Origin of the sequence: Pantoea sp. 1B4, from assembly GCF_016925765.1 — a bacterium.
In the GTDB taxonomy this organism is placed as follows: domain Bacteria; phylum Pseudomonadota; class Gammaproteobacteria; order Enterobacterales; family Enterobacteriaceae; genus Pantoea; species Pantoea agglomerans.
This window is the reverse complement of sequence record NZ_JAEUWZ010000001.1, coordinates 3,222,186-3,240,045: the sequence shown is the minus strand read 5'-3', so window position 1 is coordinate 3,240,045 and position 17,860 is coordinate 3,222,186. Positions and strand designations below refer to the sequence as shown.

The window sequence follows — 17,860 nt, the reverse complement described above, 5'->3', positions numbered from 1 at the left end:
GATATCCTGTATAAGAAGGTTCATCCGGAATAATATCTTTAATGTTAAAAGAGCCGACTGGCAATGCAACCTGTTTACGGAAAACGGCGCACAAAAGGCGTGATAACCCTGAAAAGATCCAGCCTGAAATGTGGCAGGTTGCACAGCATGCGACGCTGCGCCTGCGAGCCGCATTAAACCAGGTTACACTAGGCGCCACGTTGTGAATTGTGGAAATTGATGCATGGATATTAATGATAAATCACGCATTCAGTGGGCCTGCCGTCGCGGCATGCTGGAACTGGATGTGGCTATTATGCCGTTCTTCAAATTTGAGTATGAGACGCTGAGCGACACCGATAAGCAGGTCTTTGTGGATTTGCTAAAGAGTGACGATCCCGATCTGTTTAACTGGCTGATGAATCACGGTGAGCCAAAGGATCCGGAGCTTAAGCGGATGGTGAACCTGATCCAGCAGCGTAACCATGCTCGCGGCCCGGTGGCAATGTAAGCTGCGGCCCTCTCGTCTGGCGTGCGGGTTAGTCTGCGCCTGGCTGATAGCAGCCGTGACTGGCGTGGTGCTGATGACGCTGTCTGCAGGCGGCTGGCTGGTTAAAGCGCCGATTATTCTGCTGTTGCTGGCTGAGGGCTGGCGCAGCGTTTGGCGATTGATTCAACGGCACGGTACGTTACAGCGGGAAAGCGTCCATTGCTGGATCTGGCAGGGAAAACGCTGGCGGCCAACTCAGCCATTACGCTGGTTACCCGTTGGCGTGCTGCTGGTGGCGAAGAGCGAACAGGGTGCCACGCTGCGCTGGTGGCTGATGCAGGACAATATGCAGCCTGGCGAATGGCGGGCGTTACGCGCCTGCTGCTTCAGCCCGGCGCGGCATTAATGGCAGCAGTGCAGGCAAGAGCGTCTGAAGCCGTTCATCTGCCTGCATTGCGGTTCAATAATGACAGGCAAGAGCGATTAAAGCCGCTCACCTGTTCAGGCTAGGGTTCGACACCGGCAGAAGGGCCGTCAGAGCAGTCCGGCGGTTTCGATTAACACCTGCTCGCACCACTGCTCAACGCGCTCATCGGTGACCTCGAACTGATTCACATCATCAAGCGCCAGACCCACAAACTGCGAGCCATCGGCACTCAGCGGTTTCGGGCTGGTGAACTCATAGCCTTCAAGCGGCCAGTAGCCAACAAAACGTACCCCCATCGGCTGCAGCAAATCGTGCAGCATGCCGAGCGCATCTAAAAACCACTCGCCATAGCCAATCTGATCGCCCATGCCATACAGTGCGACAATCTTGTTTTGCAGATTCAGCGCGGGCAACTGCGGCCAGATCGCCTCCCAGTCCTCCTGCAACTCACCGAAATCCCAGGTCGGGATGCCCATGATCAGCAAGTCGTACTGCTCCATCAGGCGCGGGTCGTCATCTTTCACGTTATGCAGCGTCACTAACTCTTCGCCAATAAAATCGCGAATTTTCTCCGCTACGATTTCGGTGTAACAGGTACTGGAACCGTAAAAAAAGACCGATTTTCATGCAGATAACACTCTGTAAATACTGACTTTGGCGCAATTGTACCAGAAGCGCTGCTGAATCAGGCATAATGAGCATGATTTTACACCAGACGGCGGAGATAACGTGCAGGACAGCGATCTGACAGAACAGTTTCTTGATGCGCTCTGGATTGAACGCAATCTGGCGCAGAACACTCTCTCCTCTTATCGCCAGGACCTCCAGACGCTGACCGGATGGCTGGCGCATCACCAGCTGACGCTGCTTAGCGTGGCGCCGCTGGATCTGCAGCAGTTTCTGGCTGAACGGCTGGAGGGAGGCTACAAGGCGACCAGCTCAGCGCGGCTGCTCAGCGCCATGCGTCGCCTGTTCCAGTATCTTTACCGCGAAAAGCTGCGCCCGGACGATCCCAGCGCGCTGTTGTCAGCACCAAAACTGCCGCAGCGTTTACCGAAAGATCTCAGTGAGGCGCAGGTCGAGCGACTGTTGCAGGCGCCGAATATCGATATCCCGCTGGAGCTGCGCGACAAAGCGATGCTGGAGCTGCTCTACGCCACGGGCCTGCGCGTCTCCGAACTGATTGGCCTGACGCTCAGCGACATCAGCCTGCGCCAGGGCGTTGTCCGGGTTATCGGTAAAGGGGATAAAGAGCGGCTGGTGCCTTTAGGTGAAGAAGCGGTTTACTGGCTGGAGCAATATATGGAACATGGTCGTCCGTGGCTGCTCAACGGTCAGACGCTGGACGTGATGTTTCCCAGTAATCGGGCGCAGCAGATGACGCGCCAGACCTTCTGGCATCGCATCAAGCATTACGCCACGCTGGCGGGGATCGACAGCGAAAAGTTATCACCGCATGTGATGCGCCATGCCTTTGCGACCCATCTGCTGAACCACGGTGCCGATCTGCGTGTCGTACAGATGCTGCTGGGACACAGCGATCTCTCCACCACCCAAATTTATACGCACGTCGCCACTGAGCGCCTGCGTCAGTTGCATCAACAACACCATCCGCGGGCCTGAACCGCGGCGATAAGGACAAAAATGAACAAGCATTTTGCCATGCTGGCTCTTTTAGCCAGCGCCTTTTCCGGTCTCGCACAGGCCGATGACAGCGCCATTCAGCAATCACTTAAAAAGCTCGGTCTGAACCAGACGGAGATCAGCCCGTCACCGCTGCCGGGTTTTAAAACCGTGCTGTCAGAAAGCGGCGTGCTCTACGTGACCGACGACGGCAAACATATGATCCAGGGGCCGCTCTATGACGTCAGCGGCAAACAGCCGGTCAACGTCACCAACCAGCTGCTGGACAAAAAAGTCGAGGCGCTGGTGCCGGAGATGATCGTCTACAAAGCGCCTAAAGAGCAGCACGTGATCACGGTCTTCACCGACATCACCTGTGGCTACTGTCACAAGCTGCACGAGCAGATGGCGGACTACAATGCGCTGGGCATCACCGTGCGCTACCTGGCGTTTCCGCGTGAAGGGCTGAATGGTCAGATTGAACCAGCGATGAAAGCGATCTGGTGCAGCGCCGACCGCAATAAAGCGTTTGATGAGGCGATGAAAGGCAATGCGCCGAAGATGGCCGCACCAGACAGTTGCAAAATCGATATTGCCCAGCACTATAAGCTTGGCGTGCTGTTCGGCATTCAGGGCACGCCCGCGATGCTGACTGACAGCGGCATGATGATCCCAGGTTATCAGTCGCCGCAGGAGCTGAAGCAGGTGCTGGACAATCAGAAGCGTGGTGGTTAATCGGTGGTAAAACAGGATGTGGAACTCCGTCGCCGTGAGGTGACGGTTGATGATGCGCTTCCGGCGACGCTGCCGCCGCTGCTGAAACGACTCTATCTGCAACGCGGCGTGCGCGACGCGGCAGAGCTGGAGCGCGGGGCGAAAAACCTGCTGCCGTACCAGTCCTTAAGCGGGATTGAGAGCGCAGTGGAACTGCTGCATCAGGCGCTGCTGGATGGGCGTCGCATTATGGTGGTGGGCGACTTTGATGCCGATGGCGCGACCAGTACCGCGCTGACGGTCATGGCGCTGCGCAGCATGGGCGGCGGCAACGTGCAGTATCTGGTGCCTAACCGCTTTGAAGATGGTTATGGCCTCAGCCCTGAAGTGGTTGAGCAGGCGCGCGCGCGCGGCGCGGCGATGATCCTGACCGTCGACAACGGTATCTCCTCCCACGCGGGCGTTGAATGTGCCCATCAGCACGGGATTCCGGTGCTGATTACCGACCACCACCTGCCGGGCGATACCTTACCGGCCGCTGAGGCGATCGTTAATCCCAATCTGCCGGACTGCAACTTTCCCTCACGTGCACTGGCGGGCGTGGGCGTTGCGTTCTATCTGATGCTTGCGCTGCGCGCCCATCTGCGCACCCAGGGCTGGTTTGGTGCCACCCGCACCGAACCCAATCTGGCGGAGATGCTGGATCTGGTGGCGCTCGGCACGGTTGCCGACGTGGTGCCGCTCGACGTCAACAACCGCATTCTGGTGTGGCAGGGACTCAGCCGCATCCGGGCCGGAAAATGCCGGCCAGGCATCCGGGCGCTGCTGGAGATTGCTAATCGCGATGCGCGTCAGATGGCGGCCAGCGATCTCGGCTTTGCGCTGGGGCCACGGCTCAATGCCGCAGGCCGGCTCGACGATATGTCGGTGGGCGTGGCGCTGTTAATGACTGAGGATCTCAGTCAGGCACGAATGTTAGCCAGTGAGCTGGACGCGCTGAACCAGACGCGCAAAGAGATAGAGCAGGGCATGCAGAGCGAAGCGCTGGCGCTGTGTCAGGCGCTGGAGCGTGAGCAGAGCGATCTACCGCTGGGGCTGGCCTTTTATCATCCCGAATGGCATCAGGGGGGTGGTGGGGATCCTCGCCTCCCGTCTGAAAGAGCGTTTCCATCGTCCGGTGATTGCCTTTGCTCCGGCGGGCGACGGCACGCTGAAAGGCTCAGGCCGCTCAATTGCCGGTCTGCATCTGCGCGACGCGCTGGAGCGTCTGGATACGCTGAATCCCGGCCTGATGCTGAAGTTTGGCGGTCATGCCATGGCGGCAGGCTTATCACTGGAAACCGCACGCTACGAGGAGTTTCGTCAGCGCTTTGCCGATCTGGTCGGTGAGTGGCTGGATGGCGAATCTCTGCAGGGCATCATCTGGTCAGATGGCGCGTTGCAGCCGCAGGAGTTTTCGCTGCAGACCGCTGAGATGCTGCGCGAAGCGGGGCCCTGGGGCCAGGCGTTCCCGGAACCCGCCTTTGACGGAAAATTTAAGCTGCTGCAACAGCGGCTGGTGGGCGAGCGACATCTGAAAGTGATGGTCGAACCGCTGGACGGCGGTCCGCTGATCGACGGGATCGCCTTTAATGTCGATACCACGCTGTGGCCCGACAGCAGCATTCGCCAGGTCGAGCTGGCTTATAAGCTGGATATCAATGAGTATCGCGGTAACCGCTCGGTACAGCTGATCATTGACCATATCTGGCCGCTTTGATTTTCATAAGGCGCGCGCGTCTCCGGTCACGGCAGAGGCGCGTCAGCCGGTTTTTTCCCCCTGCGTTAACCTGCTGTGCGAGCGGTTGTCGTCGCAGCCCGATAAGCAAATGCAACGCGTCACGCCGCCCCGGCATCAGCCCGCTGTCTCAGCGCTACAATCTGCCGCCAGTTTCGGGTAAACTTGTGCGTTAAATTTCCTGTCCCATCGAACATAAGAAAGACGCTAAAGCCATGTTTGAAATCAACCCGGTCAAAAACCGTATTCAGGACCTCAGTGAGCGCAGCGACGTTCTTCGGGGGTATCTTTGACTACGATGCCAAGAAAGAACGCCTCGAAGAAGTAAACGCCGAGCTGGAACAGCCCGATGTCTGGAACGAACCTGAGCGTGCTCAGGCGCTGGGCAAAGAGCGCTCCTCGCTGGAAGCGATCGTGCAGACGCTGGATCAGATGTCGCAGGGCCTGGAAGATGTGCAGGGTCTGCTTGAACTGGCGGTAGAAGCGGAAGACGAAGAGACTTTCGACGAAGCGGTTGCCGAGCTGGATGTCCTTGAGGGCAAGCTGGGCGAGCTGGAATTCCGCCGCATGTTCTCTGGCGAGTATGACAGCGCCGACTGCTACATCGATCTGCAGGCGGGTTCCGGCGGCACCGAAGCGCAGGACTGGGCCAGCATGCTGATGCGTATGTATCTGCGTTGGGCCGAAGCCAAAGGCTTCAAAACCGAAATTATCGAAGAGTCTGAAGGTGAAGTTGCAGGCATTAAATCTGTGACCATTCGCGTGTCAGGCGACTACGCCTTTGGCTGGTTGCGTACAGAAACGGGCGTGCATCGCCTGGTGCGTAAGAGCCCGTTTGACTCCGGCGGCCGTCGTCACACCTCCTTCAGCTCAGCCTTTATCTATCCGGAAGTGGATGACGATATTGATATCGACATCAACCCAGCCGATCTGCGCATTGACGTCTATCGTGCGTCAGGGGCGGGCGGCCAGCACGTTAACCGGACGGAATCTGCGGTACGTATTACCCATATTCCAACCGGTACCGTCACCCAGTGTCAGAATGACCGTTCTCAGCACAAGAACAAAGATCAGGCGATGAAGCAGATGAAAGCGAAGCTGTACGAGCTTGAGATGCAGAAGAAAAACGCTGAGAAACAGGCGCTGGAGGACAATAAGTCCGACATCGGCTGGGGAAGTCAGATCCGTTCTTACGTTCTCGATGATGCACGCATCAAAGATCTGCGCACCGGCGTAGAGACGCGTAACACCCAGGCGGTGCTGGACGGCGACCTGGATCGATTCATTGAAGCTAGTTTAAAAGCAGGGTTATAAGGAACCGACATGTCTGAACAACAACCGCAGAGCGCTGATGCCGCCGTTGAGTTAAATAACGAACTGAAAGCGCGTCGCGAAAAGCTGAGCGTGCTGCGTGCAAATGGCGTGGCGTTTCCTAACGATTTTCGTCGTGACAGTCTCTCAAACCAGCTGCATGAGAGCTATGGCGAGAAGAGCAACGAAGAGCTTGAAGATCTCGGCATCGAAGTCAGCGTCGCCGGACGTATGATGACCCGTCGTATTATGGGTAAAGCCTCTTTCGTGACCCTGCAGGATGTGGGTGGCCGGATTCAGCTTTACGTCTCGCGTGACGATCTGGCTGAAGGCATCTACAACGAGCAGTTCAAAAAGTGGGATCTCGGCGATATTCTGGGCGCGCGCGGCAAACTGTTCAAAACCAAAACCGGCGAACTGTCGATTCACTGTTCTGAACTGCGCCTGCTGACCAAAGCACTGCGTCCGCTGCCGGACAAGTTCCACGGCCTGGCCGATCAGGAAACGCGCTACCGTCAGCGTTACCTTGATCTCATCGCCAACGAGGAGTCGCGTAACACCTTCAGAATTCGTTCGCAGATCATGGCCGGCATTCGCCAGTTCATGGTGGGCCGCGACTTTATGGAAGTGGAAACCCCGATGATGCAGGTGATCCCTGGCGGCGCGTCTGCGCGTCCGTTCATCACCCATCACAATGCGCTGGATATCGACATGTATCTGCGTATCGCTCCAGAGCTTTATCTGAAGCGTCTGGTGGTGGGCGGATTCGATCGCGTGTTCGAGATCAACCGTAACTTCCGCAACGAAGGTATTTCGCCACGTCATAACCCAGAGTTCACCATGATGGAACTCTATATGGCTTATGCGGATTACAAAGATCTGATCGAGCTGACCGAAAGCCTGTTCCGTACGCTGGCGCAGGATGTGCTGGGCAGCACCGTGGTGCCTTACGGCGAGCAGGAGTTTGATTTCGGTAAGCCGTTTGAAAAACTGACCATGCGTGAAGCGATCAAGAAATACCGTCCGGAAACGGATCTGGCCGATCTGGAAGACTTTGATAAAGCGGTGGCGATTGCTCAATCACTGCACATCAAGGTTGAGAAAAGCTGGGGGCTGGGCCGCGTCGTAACCGAAATCTTCGAAGAGACCGCTGAAGCGCATCTGATTCAGCCGACCTTCATCACTGAATATCCGGCTGAAGTCTCTCCGCTGGCCCGTCGTAACGACGAGAACCCGGAAATCACCGATCGCTTTGAGTTCTTCATTGGCGGTCGTGAAATCGGTAACGGCTTCTCCGAGCTGAACGATGCGGAAGATCAGGCTGAGCGTTTCCTGCAGCAGGTGAATGCCAAAGATGCTGGCGACGACGAAGCGATGTTCTACGACGAAGACTATGTCACCGCACTGGAGCACGGTCTGCCGCCAACCGCCGGTCTGGGTATCGGTATTGACCGTATGGTGATGCTGTTTACCAACAGCCACACTATCCGCGATGTGATTCTGTTCCCGGCACTGCGCCCAGGCAGCAAGTAAGTTTGACTGTTCTCAGAAAAGGCCGGGGCATCCCGGCCTTTTTTTATGTCTGCTGTTCGCCTGCCATGCTTGAGTCATGCCGTTCCCTCTGCCAGGCTGAATGTCTCAACCTGGAGCAACCATCATGACACAACGTCCCGACTGTATTCGCCACTGGCAAGCGCTTGAAGGCGAAGATAACGAACATTATGCTGACAGCGATGAGCGCATGTCGATTGGTGCGCCACTGGCTAAGTTGCTGGGATTAACCCGCCTTGGCATTCACCATGAAAGGCTCTTGCCCGGACGCCGCATGTCTTATCCCCACGCGGAGAGCGCAGAAGAAGAGTTCATTTTTGTGCTTGAAGGTCATCCTGACGCCTGGATCAACGGCGAGCTGTACACGTTGTCGCCGGGCGATGCAGTGGCTTTTCCGGCGGGCACTGGCATTTGCCACACCTTTATCAATAACAGCGAGCACGAGGCACGCTTTTTAGTGGTGGGGGGAGACCAGCAAGCCTGAAAATCGTATTACTTATCCTCTTAACCCGGAATACGAAGCAACCCGTAAAGACAGATGGCTTAATCCGCCCGAACATCTTATGGGCAACCATCCAGGTTTGCCCGACACAAAATCTTAGGATTTAATCGCCTGATCCAGCCATGTCTGAAATCGCGAGTAAGGCACATAGAGCGCAACGTTCTTATAGAGTGTCTTACCGCTGACATTGTCGTTGATGTTATTGCTGTAGCCAATAATCACGCCCGCCAGCGTATCATCAGAGGCGTTATAGACTGCGCCGCCCGACATCCCTTTAACCACCCCCCGCATTCGCCGCCACCACGACGCAGTCTGATTTGTTCCAGCTGTTCGCCAGCGTGGTATTGATCAGGTTCTGCCCGCTGGAACTGACCGGCATGGCCGAAATAAAACTGTAGCCGTAGAGATTGACCTGATCGCCGATGTGGCTGTTACGAAAGTTGGGTGGCAGGTTCATTTCGCTGTTTTTGTGGTAGACCACGGCCAGATCGCATTGCGGATGCCAGGCTTTGACCCGGTAAAGCGAAAACTTTGCCACATGTGCGGCGGTCAGGCTGTACTCCGGCGTCAGTGGGATGGTGGTACCGAGCGTGCCTAAACCCAGCACGGTGGGAATGCCGGTCACGGTCATATCCACCCGTTTTTCAGCTTCTTTACTGTACTCATAATGACCTACCGAGCAGCCGGTTAAGCCAAACACCATTAAGGCTATGAGTCGTTGCATTCTCTCTCCCTGCGTCAGAAGTTGATTACATCACCTGGCAATTGATTAGGGATATATCGGCAACGTTAAGGATTTATTAATTAAATACGCACTAAAAAGCGTAACGGGTTCGCGGGAAATGACAACCTGACCCTGGGTCATGTGCGCTTTAACGGGCTTAGCCAGCAGGCTGACAAAGCCATTTGTTCCGGCAAAGTGGCAGGATTATTGCGGCCCCGGCAATAATCCTTTGCTGCGCGCAGGCTATGTCGCGCATCAGCACTGTGCTGTAATGCTCACCGTGACGCAGATCAAATTTTAATAAGCGTCGAGGGGCTGCGCGTCTGTGCAGTTCACCTGCAAATGATATTGGGAGAGTGTTATGCCTGTAGCATTAATGGCGCTGGCGTTGAGTGCGTTCGCCATCGGGACCACCGAGTTTGTCATTATGGGATTGCTGCCGGAGGTGGCGCGTGACCTTCAGGTGTCAATTCCGTCGGCGGGCTGGCTGATCAGCGGTTACGCGCTGGGCGTGGCGATAGGTGCGCCGATTATGGCGCTGCTTACCGCCAGGCTGCCGCGTAAAAAAACGCTGATTCTGCTGATGGTGATATTTATTGTCGGCAACCTGCTGTGTGCGCTGGCTTACAACTATAACCTGCTGATGCTGGCACGCATCGTCACCGCGCTTTGTCACGGTGCCTTCTTCGGTATTGGCGCGGTGGTCGCCGCCAGTCTGGTGCCAGCCGGTCGCCAGGCTTCCGCTGTCGCACTGATGTTCACCGGACTGACCTTAGCCAACGTGCTGGGCGTTCCGCTGGGGACCAGTTTCGGACAGATGTTTGGCTGGCGAGCCACCTTCTGGGGCGTGGCTGTGATTGGCGTGCTGGCGTTTATCGCCCTGATCGTGAGTCTGCCCAACAATAAACAGGAAAAGCCGGTTCACCTGGCGAGTGAAATTGGTGCACTGGCCAACGGGAAACTGTGGCTGTCGCTGCTGATGACGGTGTTCTTTGCCGCGGCGATGTTTGCGCTGTTCAGCTACATTGCGCCGCTGCTGCTAGAGGTGACGGGGATCAGCGATCGCGGCGTCAGCTGGACGCTGTTCCTGATTGGCGCAGGCCTGACGGTCGGTAATATTCTTGGCGGCAAACTGGCCGACTGGAAAGTCTCCTTTAGCCTGATCCTCAGCTTCTCCCTGATCGCCATCTTCTCGCTGCTGTTCAGCTGGACCAGCCATGCGCTGTGGCTGGCAGAGATCACCCTGTTCCTGTGGGCGATGGCGACCTTTGCGACGGTGCCGGGCCTGCAGATCAACGTGGTACGTCATGGCAAAGAGGCGCCTAACCTGGTCTCAACCCTGAACATTTCGGCGTTTAACGTGGGCAATGCGCTGGGTGCCTGGGTCGGCGGTGCGGTGATTGGCCGTGGATATGGCCTGACGGCGGTGCCGGTTGCTGCCGCTGCGCTGGCGGCAATCGGCCTGCTGATCTGTCTGATCACCTTCCGCAAATCGGGCCGCGCAGCCGCCAGGGTTCGTGCTTAAGCCAGGCGGGCGGCGATGCGTGCCGGAAAGTCAGCCACCTGCCGTTGCAGATGGCTGACAAAGGCATCGACCAGCGCCGATGCAGGGCGGTGCTGCGGCCTCACCAGGCTGACGGTAAACGGAACCGCCACGCTGAACTTACGCATCACCACACCGCTGTCGGCGTAATCCAGCGCCGTCAGCGGATTCACAATTGAAATGCCCACGCCCGCTCTGACCATGGCGCACACCGAAGCGGCACTGTGCGTCTCCATCACCAGCCGCCGCTCGACTCCCTGCTCATGAAACAGCGCATCCAGCAACTGACGATAGCTGTCACTGCGCGACAGGCTCACATACTGTTCGCCCGCAAAATCGTGCGGCGTCAGCTCTGAACGCTGACTCAGAGGGTGATGCTGAGGCAATACACACACTTCATCGCAGGTCAGCAGGGCGAGACGGTCAGTGCCGGCCGGAGCGTGCTGGGTTTCGGTTAAGCCGATATCGTAGCGCTGTGCTGACAGCCACTCCTCCAGCAGCGGCGACTCCTGCGGAATCACATTCAGGCTCACATCCGGGTAGCGCTGTAAAAAAGGGCTGACACAGTGGTGGCAGCAGCGACTGCGAAAAAACGGGCAGGCAGGCGATCGACAGCTCACCCTGACGGAACTGGCGCAGCCCTTCAGCCGCTTCCATGATGCGATCCAGTCCATACCAGGATCGCTGCACCTCTTCAAACAGACGTAATCCCTGCACCGTCGGTTGCAGGCGACCACGAACCCGTCCGAACAACTCTAATCCCAGCTGCTGCTCCAGGCGTGCCAGCTCCCGGCTCACCGTCGGCTGTGAGGTGTGCAGCAGTGTCGCAGCCTGGGTCAGATTGCCGCTGGTCATCACCGCATGAAAAATCTCGATATGCCGCCAGTTAATGTTTGCCACGCACCCTTCCTATATCCATTCTGCATAGATGCTATTAAAACAGATATTTTTCGCTATGACACGATTCTGGCTTAATGCAGCTATTGCCACAGGAGAATTGTCATGCCACGTTCCTTACAGAGTACCGAAACCGCACTCAGCGCCGCTAACCTGCTGCCGCTGGCACGCCGCTACGCCGGGCCATTCTGGGCTTATGATGCGCAGATTATTCAGGCGCGTATTGCCCAGCTGCAGGCATTTGATGTGGTGCGCTTTGCGCAGAAGGCCTGCTCGAATACGCATATCCTGCGCCTGATGCGCGCAGCAGGCGTGAAAGTGGACTCGGTATCGCTGGGTGAGATCGAACGTGCGCTGGCCGCGGGTTACCAGCCTGGCGGTGATGAGATCGTCTTTACCGCGGATCTGTTCGATCAGCCGACACTGGAGCGGGTGACCGCGTTAAAGGTGCCGGTTAATGCCGGATCGATCGATATGCTGCATCAGCTCGGCGCGGTCTCACCGGGACATGCGGTGTGGCTGCGGGTCAATCCTGGTTTTGGTCACGGCCACAGTCAGAAAACCAATACCGGTGGCGAAAACAGCAAGCACGGTATCTGGCATGCCGATTTAGCCGAGGCGCTGGCGGCGATTAAACAGCACGGCTTGCAGCTGGTGGGCATTCATATGCATATCGGCTCTGGCGTCGATTATGCGCATCTGCAGCAGGTCTGTGATGCGATGGTTGAACTGGTGATGGCGTCGGGTCAGGATCTGACCGCGATCTCTGCGGGCGGCGGCCTCTCTGTGCCTTATCGCTATGGCGAAGAGGCGATCGATACCGATCACTATTTCGGCCTGTGGGATGCAGCGCGGCAGCGTATCGCTCAGCATCTGGGTCACGCGATAAAGCTGGAGATCGAACCGGGCCGTTTCCTGGTGGCCGAGGCCGGTGTGCTGGTCTCTCAGGTACGGGCGGTTAAGTCGATGGGCAGCCGTCACTTCGTGCTGGTCGATGCCGGTTTCAGTGACCTCATGCGTCCCTCCATGTATGGCAGCTATCACCATATCTCGCTGATGGCGGGCGATGAGCGGGCCATTGATGAGCAGCAGACTATCGACACGGTGGTCGCTGGCCCGCTGTGCGAATCGGGTGATGTCTTTACCCAGCTGGAGGGCGGCATGGTCGAACCACGCGCGATTCCGGCGGCAAAGGTTGGCGATTACCTGGTGTTCCACGACACCGGTGCTTACGGTGCATCCATGTCCTCTAACTACAACAGCCGTCCGCTGATCCCGGAAGTGCTGTTTGAGCAGGGCCAGCCGCGCGAGATCCGCCGCGCGCAGACTATTGAGTCGCTACTGGCACTGGAAATCAGCTAATCACCTCGCTCAGGCGGCCGGCGCGCCGCCTGTCAGCCATAGATCTCTTTGCGCAGCATGACCAGCTCCTCTGCCAGCTCGCGGCACAGCATTGCATTCATCAGATGATCCTGCGCATGCACCAGAATCAGCGTGACCGGCAATTTTCCGCTTCCCTCGTCTGCACCAATCAACGCGGTCTGAATTTTATGTGCCGCTTTTGCCGCGGTATCTGAAGCAGCCAGCGCCGCGTCAGCCCCGGTCCAGTCGCGTTTGCGCGCACACTGAATCGCCATCATCGCCGACGAACGGGCTTCCCCTGCATTGATCAGCAATTCCATCATGGTCTGTTCGTAATCCATAACGCCTCCGCTATTGGTATGCCAAATTGGCCGTTTTAATCATACTGGAATGCCAATAAACGTTTCCGGGAGGTTCGTCACAGAAAAAACCGAGGAGATTCGTCATTTTGGTATGCCACTAACAGGGAAGACCACGACGATTACAGGAATACCGATCTTACATCTCTGAGGGTTGATCATGTTTCTACAGGACCGCCTTATCGATTCCCTGGGCAGCTTTGCCACCCGCTTTAACAGTTATCGCTACATCATGGCGATTAAAGCCTCGTTCATTACCCTGATGCCGGTGATCATTGTTGGCGCCTTCTCGGTATTGATCTCTAACATGGTGCTGGACAGCAAAAATGGCCTTGCCAGCTTTGCCGCCCTGGCTTTTTTTAGCTGACCTCAAGCCCATCACCAGCAGTATCAATTACGCCACGCTCAGCTTTCTCAACATTGGTGCGGTGTTCCTGATTGGTATTGAGCTTGGGCGCATCAACGGTATAAAAACGCTGTTTCCCGGCCTGCTGGCGATCATCTGCTTTGTATCCGTGACGCCGACCACCTTACAGATGATGGTCGATGGGCAGATGCACCTGGTCACCGACGTGCTGGCCAAACAATTCTCCGATACCAAAAGCCTGTTTCTCGGCATGTTTATCGCCATTCTGTCGGTAGAGATCTACTGCCGCCTCGAACAGGTTGAACGGCTGAAAATCAAAATGCCCGACACCGTGCCGCCCAACGTGGCCGCCTCTTTCTCCGCGCTCATCCCCTCAATCATCACCGTGACGCTGATAGCGACTTTTGGCTTTATCTTCCATCGCGTCACCGGCATGTACCTTTACGACGCGGTATACCAGGTGGTGCAGCAGCCGCTGGAGTCGGTGGTGCAGAGCCTGTGGGGCATTCTGATTCTGATGTTCGTCGCCCAGCTGTTCTGGGTGATTGGTATTCACGGCAACCAGATGGTGAAGCCGATCCGTGAGCCGCTGTTGCTGGGCGCGATTATGGTCAACATGACCGCTTTTGAGCAGGGAAAAGAGGCACCGAACATCATCACCATGCCGTTCTGGGATGTTTATATGAGCATCGGCGGTTCCGGCCTGACCATCGGGCTGCTCACCGCCGTGATGCTGGCAACGCGACGCAAAGAGATGCGTGAAATCGCCAAACTGTCGTTCGGGCCAGGCATTTTCAATATCAACGAGCCGGTTATATTTGGTATGCCGATTATGCTTAACCCGATCCTGGCTATCCCTTTCATCATCACACCGCTAGTGACAGGTTCTATCGGTTACTTCGCTACGGTGATGGGATTTGCCGGGAAAGCCGTGGTGATGGTGCCATGGACCACGCCTCCGATTATCAATGCCTGGCTGTCAACGGCCGGATCGATGGGTGCGGTGGTGACGCAGATCGTCTGCATTCTGGTGTCAGTACTTATCTATCTGCCATTTGTGAAAGTCGCAGCCCGCCGCGCGGATGCAGCAGAAGCAGCGGAAGCAAAGAGCCTGCAACCTGAGCTGAACCCTAACCGAACGGAGGTGTTATGAGTCGTCAGACTGTCCACATACCTGAGAATTTCATTCTGGGAGCTGCTGCCTCCGCCTGGCAGACGGAAGGCTGGAGCGGAAAAAAGCGGGGCAGGACTCCTGGCCTGACGCCTGGTATCAGCAGGATCGTCAAGTCTGGCACAACGGCTACGGCCCGGCGGTTGCCACCGACTTTATCAACCGCTTTAGTGAGGATGTGGCGCTAATGAAGGCCAGCGGGCTGACCCACTACCGCACTTCAATCAACTGGTCGCGTTTCCTGATCGATTACGAAACCGCTACGGTCGATGAGGAATACGCGGCTTACTATGACCGGCTGATTGATGAAATGCAGCGCCAGGGCATTGAACTGATGCTCTGTCTGGAGCATTACGAGCTGCCCGCCACGCTGCTGGAGCAGTATGGCGGCTGGCAGTCAAAGCATGTCGTTGAACTCTTTATCCGTTATGTCGAACAGGTGTTTAAACGCTATGCCGGTCGGGTCACGCGCTGGTTTGTGTTTAACGAGCCGATTGTGGTGCAGACCCGCGTCTATCTCGACGCGCTGCGCTGGCCTTATGAGCAGAACACCCATAAATGGATGCAGTGGAACCACCACAAAAATCTTGCTACCGCCCGGGTAGTGAAGCTGTTCCGCGCGGCAGGCTATGCCGGTCGCATTGGTACCATACTCAATCCGGAAGTCACCTATCCGCGATCGTCAGCCCCGCACGACCAGAAGGCGGCGCATATTTATGACCTGTTCTACAACCGGGTGTTTCTCGATCCCGCCATTAAAGGCGAGTATCCGGCGGAGCTGCTGGCGCTGCTTGATAAGCATCAGATTGAGTGGGAAACCACCCCGGAAGAGCTGGCGATTATTGCCGCCAATACCGTCGATGAAGTCGGGCTTAATCTCTACTATCCGCATCGCGTGAAGGCACCATCCCGCGCCTGGCATCCCGAGACGCCCTTTCATCCCGCCTGGTATTACGAACACTTTGAACTGCCGGGGCGGCGGATGAACCGTTCACGCGGCTGGGAAATTCAGCCTGAAATTATCTGGGATATGGCGCAGCGGATGCGCGATGAGTACGGCAATATCCCGTGGTTTGTGGCGGAAAGCGGTATGGGAATAGAGAACGAAGCGCAGTTCAAAAATGCCGACGGGGAGATTCAGGACGATTACCGCATCGCGTTTATCAGCGAGCACCTGCATCAGGCGATACGCGCCAGTCAGGCGGGGATTAACTGTCAGGGCTACATGCTGTGGGCGTTTACCGACAATGTCTCGCCAATGAATGCCTTTAAAAATCGCTATGGTCTTATCGAAATCGACTTAGATAAGCAGCGTCAGCGCCGTATGAAGAAATCTGCCCACTGGTTCCGTACGCTGCGCGACACGCAGCAATTTACCCTGTGGCTTGATGATGAGCCGAAATAACGCGAGGAAACGAGCATGAAACGAATTGTTCTGGCCTGTGCTGCGGGCATGTCGACCTCAATGGTGGTGACGCGGATGGAAAAGGAGGCTGCCGCTCGCGGACTGGCATTTCAGATCTACGCCATTCCGGAGCAAAACCTGCGTGAAGAGCTGCAAAACTACGGCAACGAGGTGGTGGTCGTGCTGCTCGGGCCACAGGTGCGCTTCAAACTGGAGGAGAACAGAAAACTCACCGACAGCTATCAGTTGCCCATCGCGGTGATCGATACGGTTGCTTACGGCACGCTGAATGGTGCAAAGGTACTCGATCAGGCGCTGGCTTTGATACACTGAGCCCCAGTTTGCGAGCCAGCCTCTCCGGTTCGCGGGCATTGTCGCGCAGGGAACCGCGGCAATGCCGTTAGCGCATTGATTGCAAAGGGTGACAGTGTGGACAAAGCCGAAGCGCCGCAAGAAAAAAGCAGTATCAGGAAATTGGTCAGCACCTGCGTCAGCAGATCTGTGACGGGCACTATCCGGTGGGATCGCGCCTGCCGCCTGAACGTCAGCTGGCTGAAACCTGGGGCGTCAGCCGGACCATCGTGCGCGAGGCATTATTGATGCTGGAGCTGGAAGGTACGGTGGATATCCGCCAGAGCTCCGGCGTCTATGTGATGCGTATTCCTTCCGCCAGTGATGATGAAGAAGAGGCCTTCTTCCGCAGCGACGTTGGCCCGTTTGAAATGCTACAGGCACGTCAGTTGCTGGAGAGCAATATTGCAGCCTTTGCCGCAAAAATGGCGACCAAAGCGGACATTGAAAATCTGCGCCGAACGCTGGAACAGGAGCAGCGTGCTATCGCCGCCAACGACAGCAGTCAGGACAACGACAAGTTGTTTCATCTGCTGCTGGCGGGTGCCAGTCAGAACCAGATGCTGCTCGATACCGTCACCAGCATCTGGCGACATCATGACAGTAGCCCGCTCTGGCAGCAGCTGCGCCCGCAGTTTGAAACCCGCGCCTATCGCCTGAAGTGGCTTGGCGATCACCAGACAATCCTGGCTGCTCTGCGTCGGCGTGATGTGATGGGGGCCTGGCAATCCACCTGGCAGCACCTTGAGAACGTCAAGAATACGCTGCTGGAGCTTTCCGACGCCGATGCGCCTGACTTTGATGGCTACCTGTTTGATTCAGTCCCGATCTTTCAGGGGAAACTGATGTGATTGAGATTGTATCGCTCAGCGATGCCCCCCAATTTGCCGATCAGATCATCGACTGGCAGTGGCACGCATTTGGTGAAGCCACCAGCCGGGCGTTCTTTGCCAGTGTGGTGAACAGCAGCCTTATCGGTGCTGATTTTCCGGTGACTTTCGTTGCCGTGGAGGCGGGCAGGGCAGTCGGCACGGTGGGATTCTGGCGCTGCGACCTGATCAGCCGTCAGGATCTTTTCCCCTGGCTGGCGGCGCTCTATGTTGATGAGTCGGTGCGCGGCAAAGGTGTCAGTGAGGCGCTGCAGCAGCATGTCATCGCCTATGCGCAGGCACAAGGCTATCCACGGTTATGGTTATGGTCAACGTTTGGGGGCTACTACGAACGTTATGGCTGGCTGCCACAGGGCGAAGCGCTGGAGTATCCCGCTAAGCCGGTAAAACTCTATTATCGCGACCTGTAAGAGATGC

General features: G+C 56.7%; 13 protein-coding genes and 6 pseudogenes. 15 read left to right on the top strand and 4 right to left on the bottom strand.

The annotated features are described in order from the left end of the window. The first annotated feature begins 223 nt into the window (after positions 1-223). Together sdhE and JNO11_RS15535 are read left to right on the top strand one after the other, a co-directional pair. Positions 224-490: an FAD assembly factor SdhE gene (sdhE, locus tag JNO11_RS15540; RefSeq protein ID WP_010248781.1), complete on the top strand. Its 267-nt coding sequence runs from the start codon at positions 224-226 to the stop codon at positions 488-490. After that, positions 465-875 (top strand): protein YgfX, encoded by a 411-nt coding sequence (locus JNO11_RS15535; protein ID WP_263056289.1) that lies wholly within the window; start codon positions 465-467, stop codon positions 873-875. Before sdhE ends, JNO11_RS15535 begins: the two co-directional genes overlap by 26 nt. Before the next feature lie 128 nt (positions 876-1,003). Here the strand turns inward: JNO11_RS15535 and fldB are convergent, their stop codons facing one another. After that, on the bottom strand, positions 1,004-1,477 hold the full coding sequence (gene fldB / locus JNO11_RS15530; RefSeq protein WP_325177679.1) for a flavodoxin FldB: 474 nt from the start codon (positions 1,475-1,477) through the stop codon (positions 1,004-1,006). A 148-nt stretch (positions 1,478-1,625) separates the two neighbouring features. On the opposite strand from fldB, the gene xerD reads away from it, so the two are divergent. From xerD to JNO11_RS15500, 6 genes and pseudogenes are all read left to right on the top strand, one after another. Continuing rightward, entirely contained in the window at positions 1,626-2,519 is an 894-nt protein-coding gene (gene xerD, locus JNO11_RS15525; RefSeq protein ID WP_010248689.1) for a site-specific tyrosine recombinase XerD, read from the top strand. A gap of 21 nt (positions 2,520-2,540) precedes the next feature. Continuing rightward, positions 2,541-3,254, top strand: a complete 714-nt coding sequence (gene dsbC / locus JNO11_RS15520) for a bifunctional protein-disulfide isomerase/oxidoreductase DsbC (protein ID WP_010671049.1) — start codon at positions 2,541-2,543, stop codon at positions 3,252-3,254. A gap of 3 nt (positions 3,255-3,257) precedes the next feature. Further along, positions 3,258-4,992, top strand: a pseudogene (gene recJ, locus JNO11_RS15515) (single-stranded-DNA-specific exonuclease RecJ). A 233-nt stretch (positions 4,993-5,225) separates the two neighbouring features. Further along, a protein-coding gene (gene prfB / locus JNO11_RS15510; protein WP_099257461.1) for a peptide chain release factor 2 occupies positions 5,226-6,324 on the top strand; the annotation gives its coding sequence in 2 pieces (ribosomal slippage) (positions 5,226-5,300 and positions 5,302-6,324; 1,098 coding nt in all). 9 nt (positions 6,325-6,333) lie between these two features. Then, positions 6,334-7,854, top strand: coding sequence for a lysine--tRNA ligase (gene lysS, locus JNO11_RS15505; RefSeq protein WP_010248682.1), 1,521 nt, complete (start codon positions 6,334-6,336; stop codon positions 7,852-7,854). A gap of 124 nt (positions 7,855-7,978) precedes the next feature. Continuing rightward, a pseudogene (locus tag JNO11_RS15500) lies at positions 7,979-8,474 on the top strand (cupin domain-containing protein). Here the strand turns inward: JNO11_RS15500 and JNO11_RS15495 are convergent. Beyond that, positions 8,471-9,098: pseudogene (locus JNO11_RS15495) on the bottom strand (serine protease). The pseudogenes JNO11_RS15500 and JNO11_RS15495 sit on opposite strands and share 4 nt — an antisense overlap. Positions 9,099-9,459: 361 nt before the next feature. Here JNO11_RS15495 and JNO11_RS15490 point away from each other — a divergent pair. After that, positions 9,460-10,623: an MFS transporter gene (locus tag JNO11_RS15490; RefSeq protein ID WP_010248677.1), complete on the top strand. Its 1,164-nt coding sequence runs from the start codon at positions 9,460-9,462 to the stop codon at positions 10,621-10,623. Here JNO11_RS15490 and JNO11_RS15485 read toward each other — a convergent pair. Next, a pseudogene (locus JNO11_RS15485) lies at positions 10,620-11,541 on the bottom strand (LysR family transcriptional regulator). The gene JNO11_RS15490 and the pseudogene JNO11_RS15485 overlap by 4 nt on opposite strands. Before the next feature lie 102 nt (positions 11,542-11,643). Here JNO11_RS15485 and lysA point away from each other — a divergent pair. Continuing rightward, positions 11,644-12,900 carry a diaminopimelate decarboxylase gene (lysA, locus tag JNO11_RS15480; protein WP_010248673.1) on the top strand — a complete coding sequence of 419 codons (1,257 nt, stop codon included), beginning with the start codon at positions 11,644-11,646 and terminating at the stop codon, positions 12,898-12,900. 32 nt (positions 12,901-12,932) lie between these two features. Here lysA and JNO11_RS15475 read toward each other — a convergent pair whose 3' ends face one another. Next, positions 12,933-13,241: a PTS lactose/cellobiose transporter subunit IIA gene (locus JNO11_RS15475; RefSeq protein WP_010671044.1), complete on the bottom strand. Its 309-nt coding sequence runs from the start codon at positions 13,239-13,241 to the stop codon at positions 12,933-12,935. A gap of 178 nt (positions 13,242-13,419) precedes the next feature. Here JNO11_RS15475 and JNO11_RS15470 point away from each other — a divergent pair. The 5 genes and pseudogenes from JNO11_RS15470 (at position 13,420) to JNO11_RS15450 (ending at position 17,853) form a co-directional block, all read left to right on the top strand. Further along, a pseudogene (locus tag JNO11_RS15470) lies at positions 13,420-14,779 on the top strand (PTS transporter subunit EIIC). Next, positions 14,776-16,202: pseudogene (locus JNO11_RS15465) on the top strand (glycoside hydrolase family 1 protein). The pseudogenes JNO11_RS15470 and JNO11_RS15465 overlap by 4 nt, the downstream one beginning before the upstream one ends. Positions 16,203-16,217: 15 nt before the next feature. Then, positions 16,218-16,535 (top strand): PTS sugar transporter subunit IIB, encoded by a 318-nt coding sequence (locus JNO11_RS15460; protein ID WP_010248665.1) that lies wholly within the window; start codon positions 16,218-16,220, stop codon positions 16,533-16,535. A gap of 140 nt (positions 16,536-16,675) precedes the next feature. Beyond that, positions 16,676-17,404, top strand: a complete 729-nt coding sequence (locus JNO11_RS15455; RefSeq protein ID WP_325177678.1) for an FCD domain-containing protein — start codon at positions 16,676-16,678, stop codon at positions 17,402-17,404. Continuing rightward, on the top strand, positions 17,401-17,853 hold the full coding sequence (locus JNO11_RS15450; protein ID WP_325177476.1) for a GNAT family N-acetyltransferase: 453 nt from the start codon (positions 17,401-17,403) through the stop codon (positions 17,851-17,853). Before JNO11_RS15455 ends, JNO11_RS15450 begins: the two co-directional genes overlap by 4 nt. The last annotated feature ends 7 nt before the right edge of the window (positions 17,854-17,860 follow it).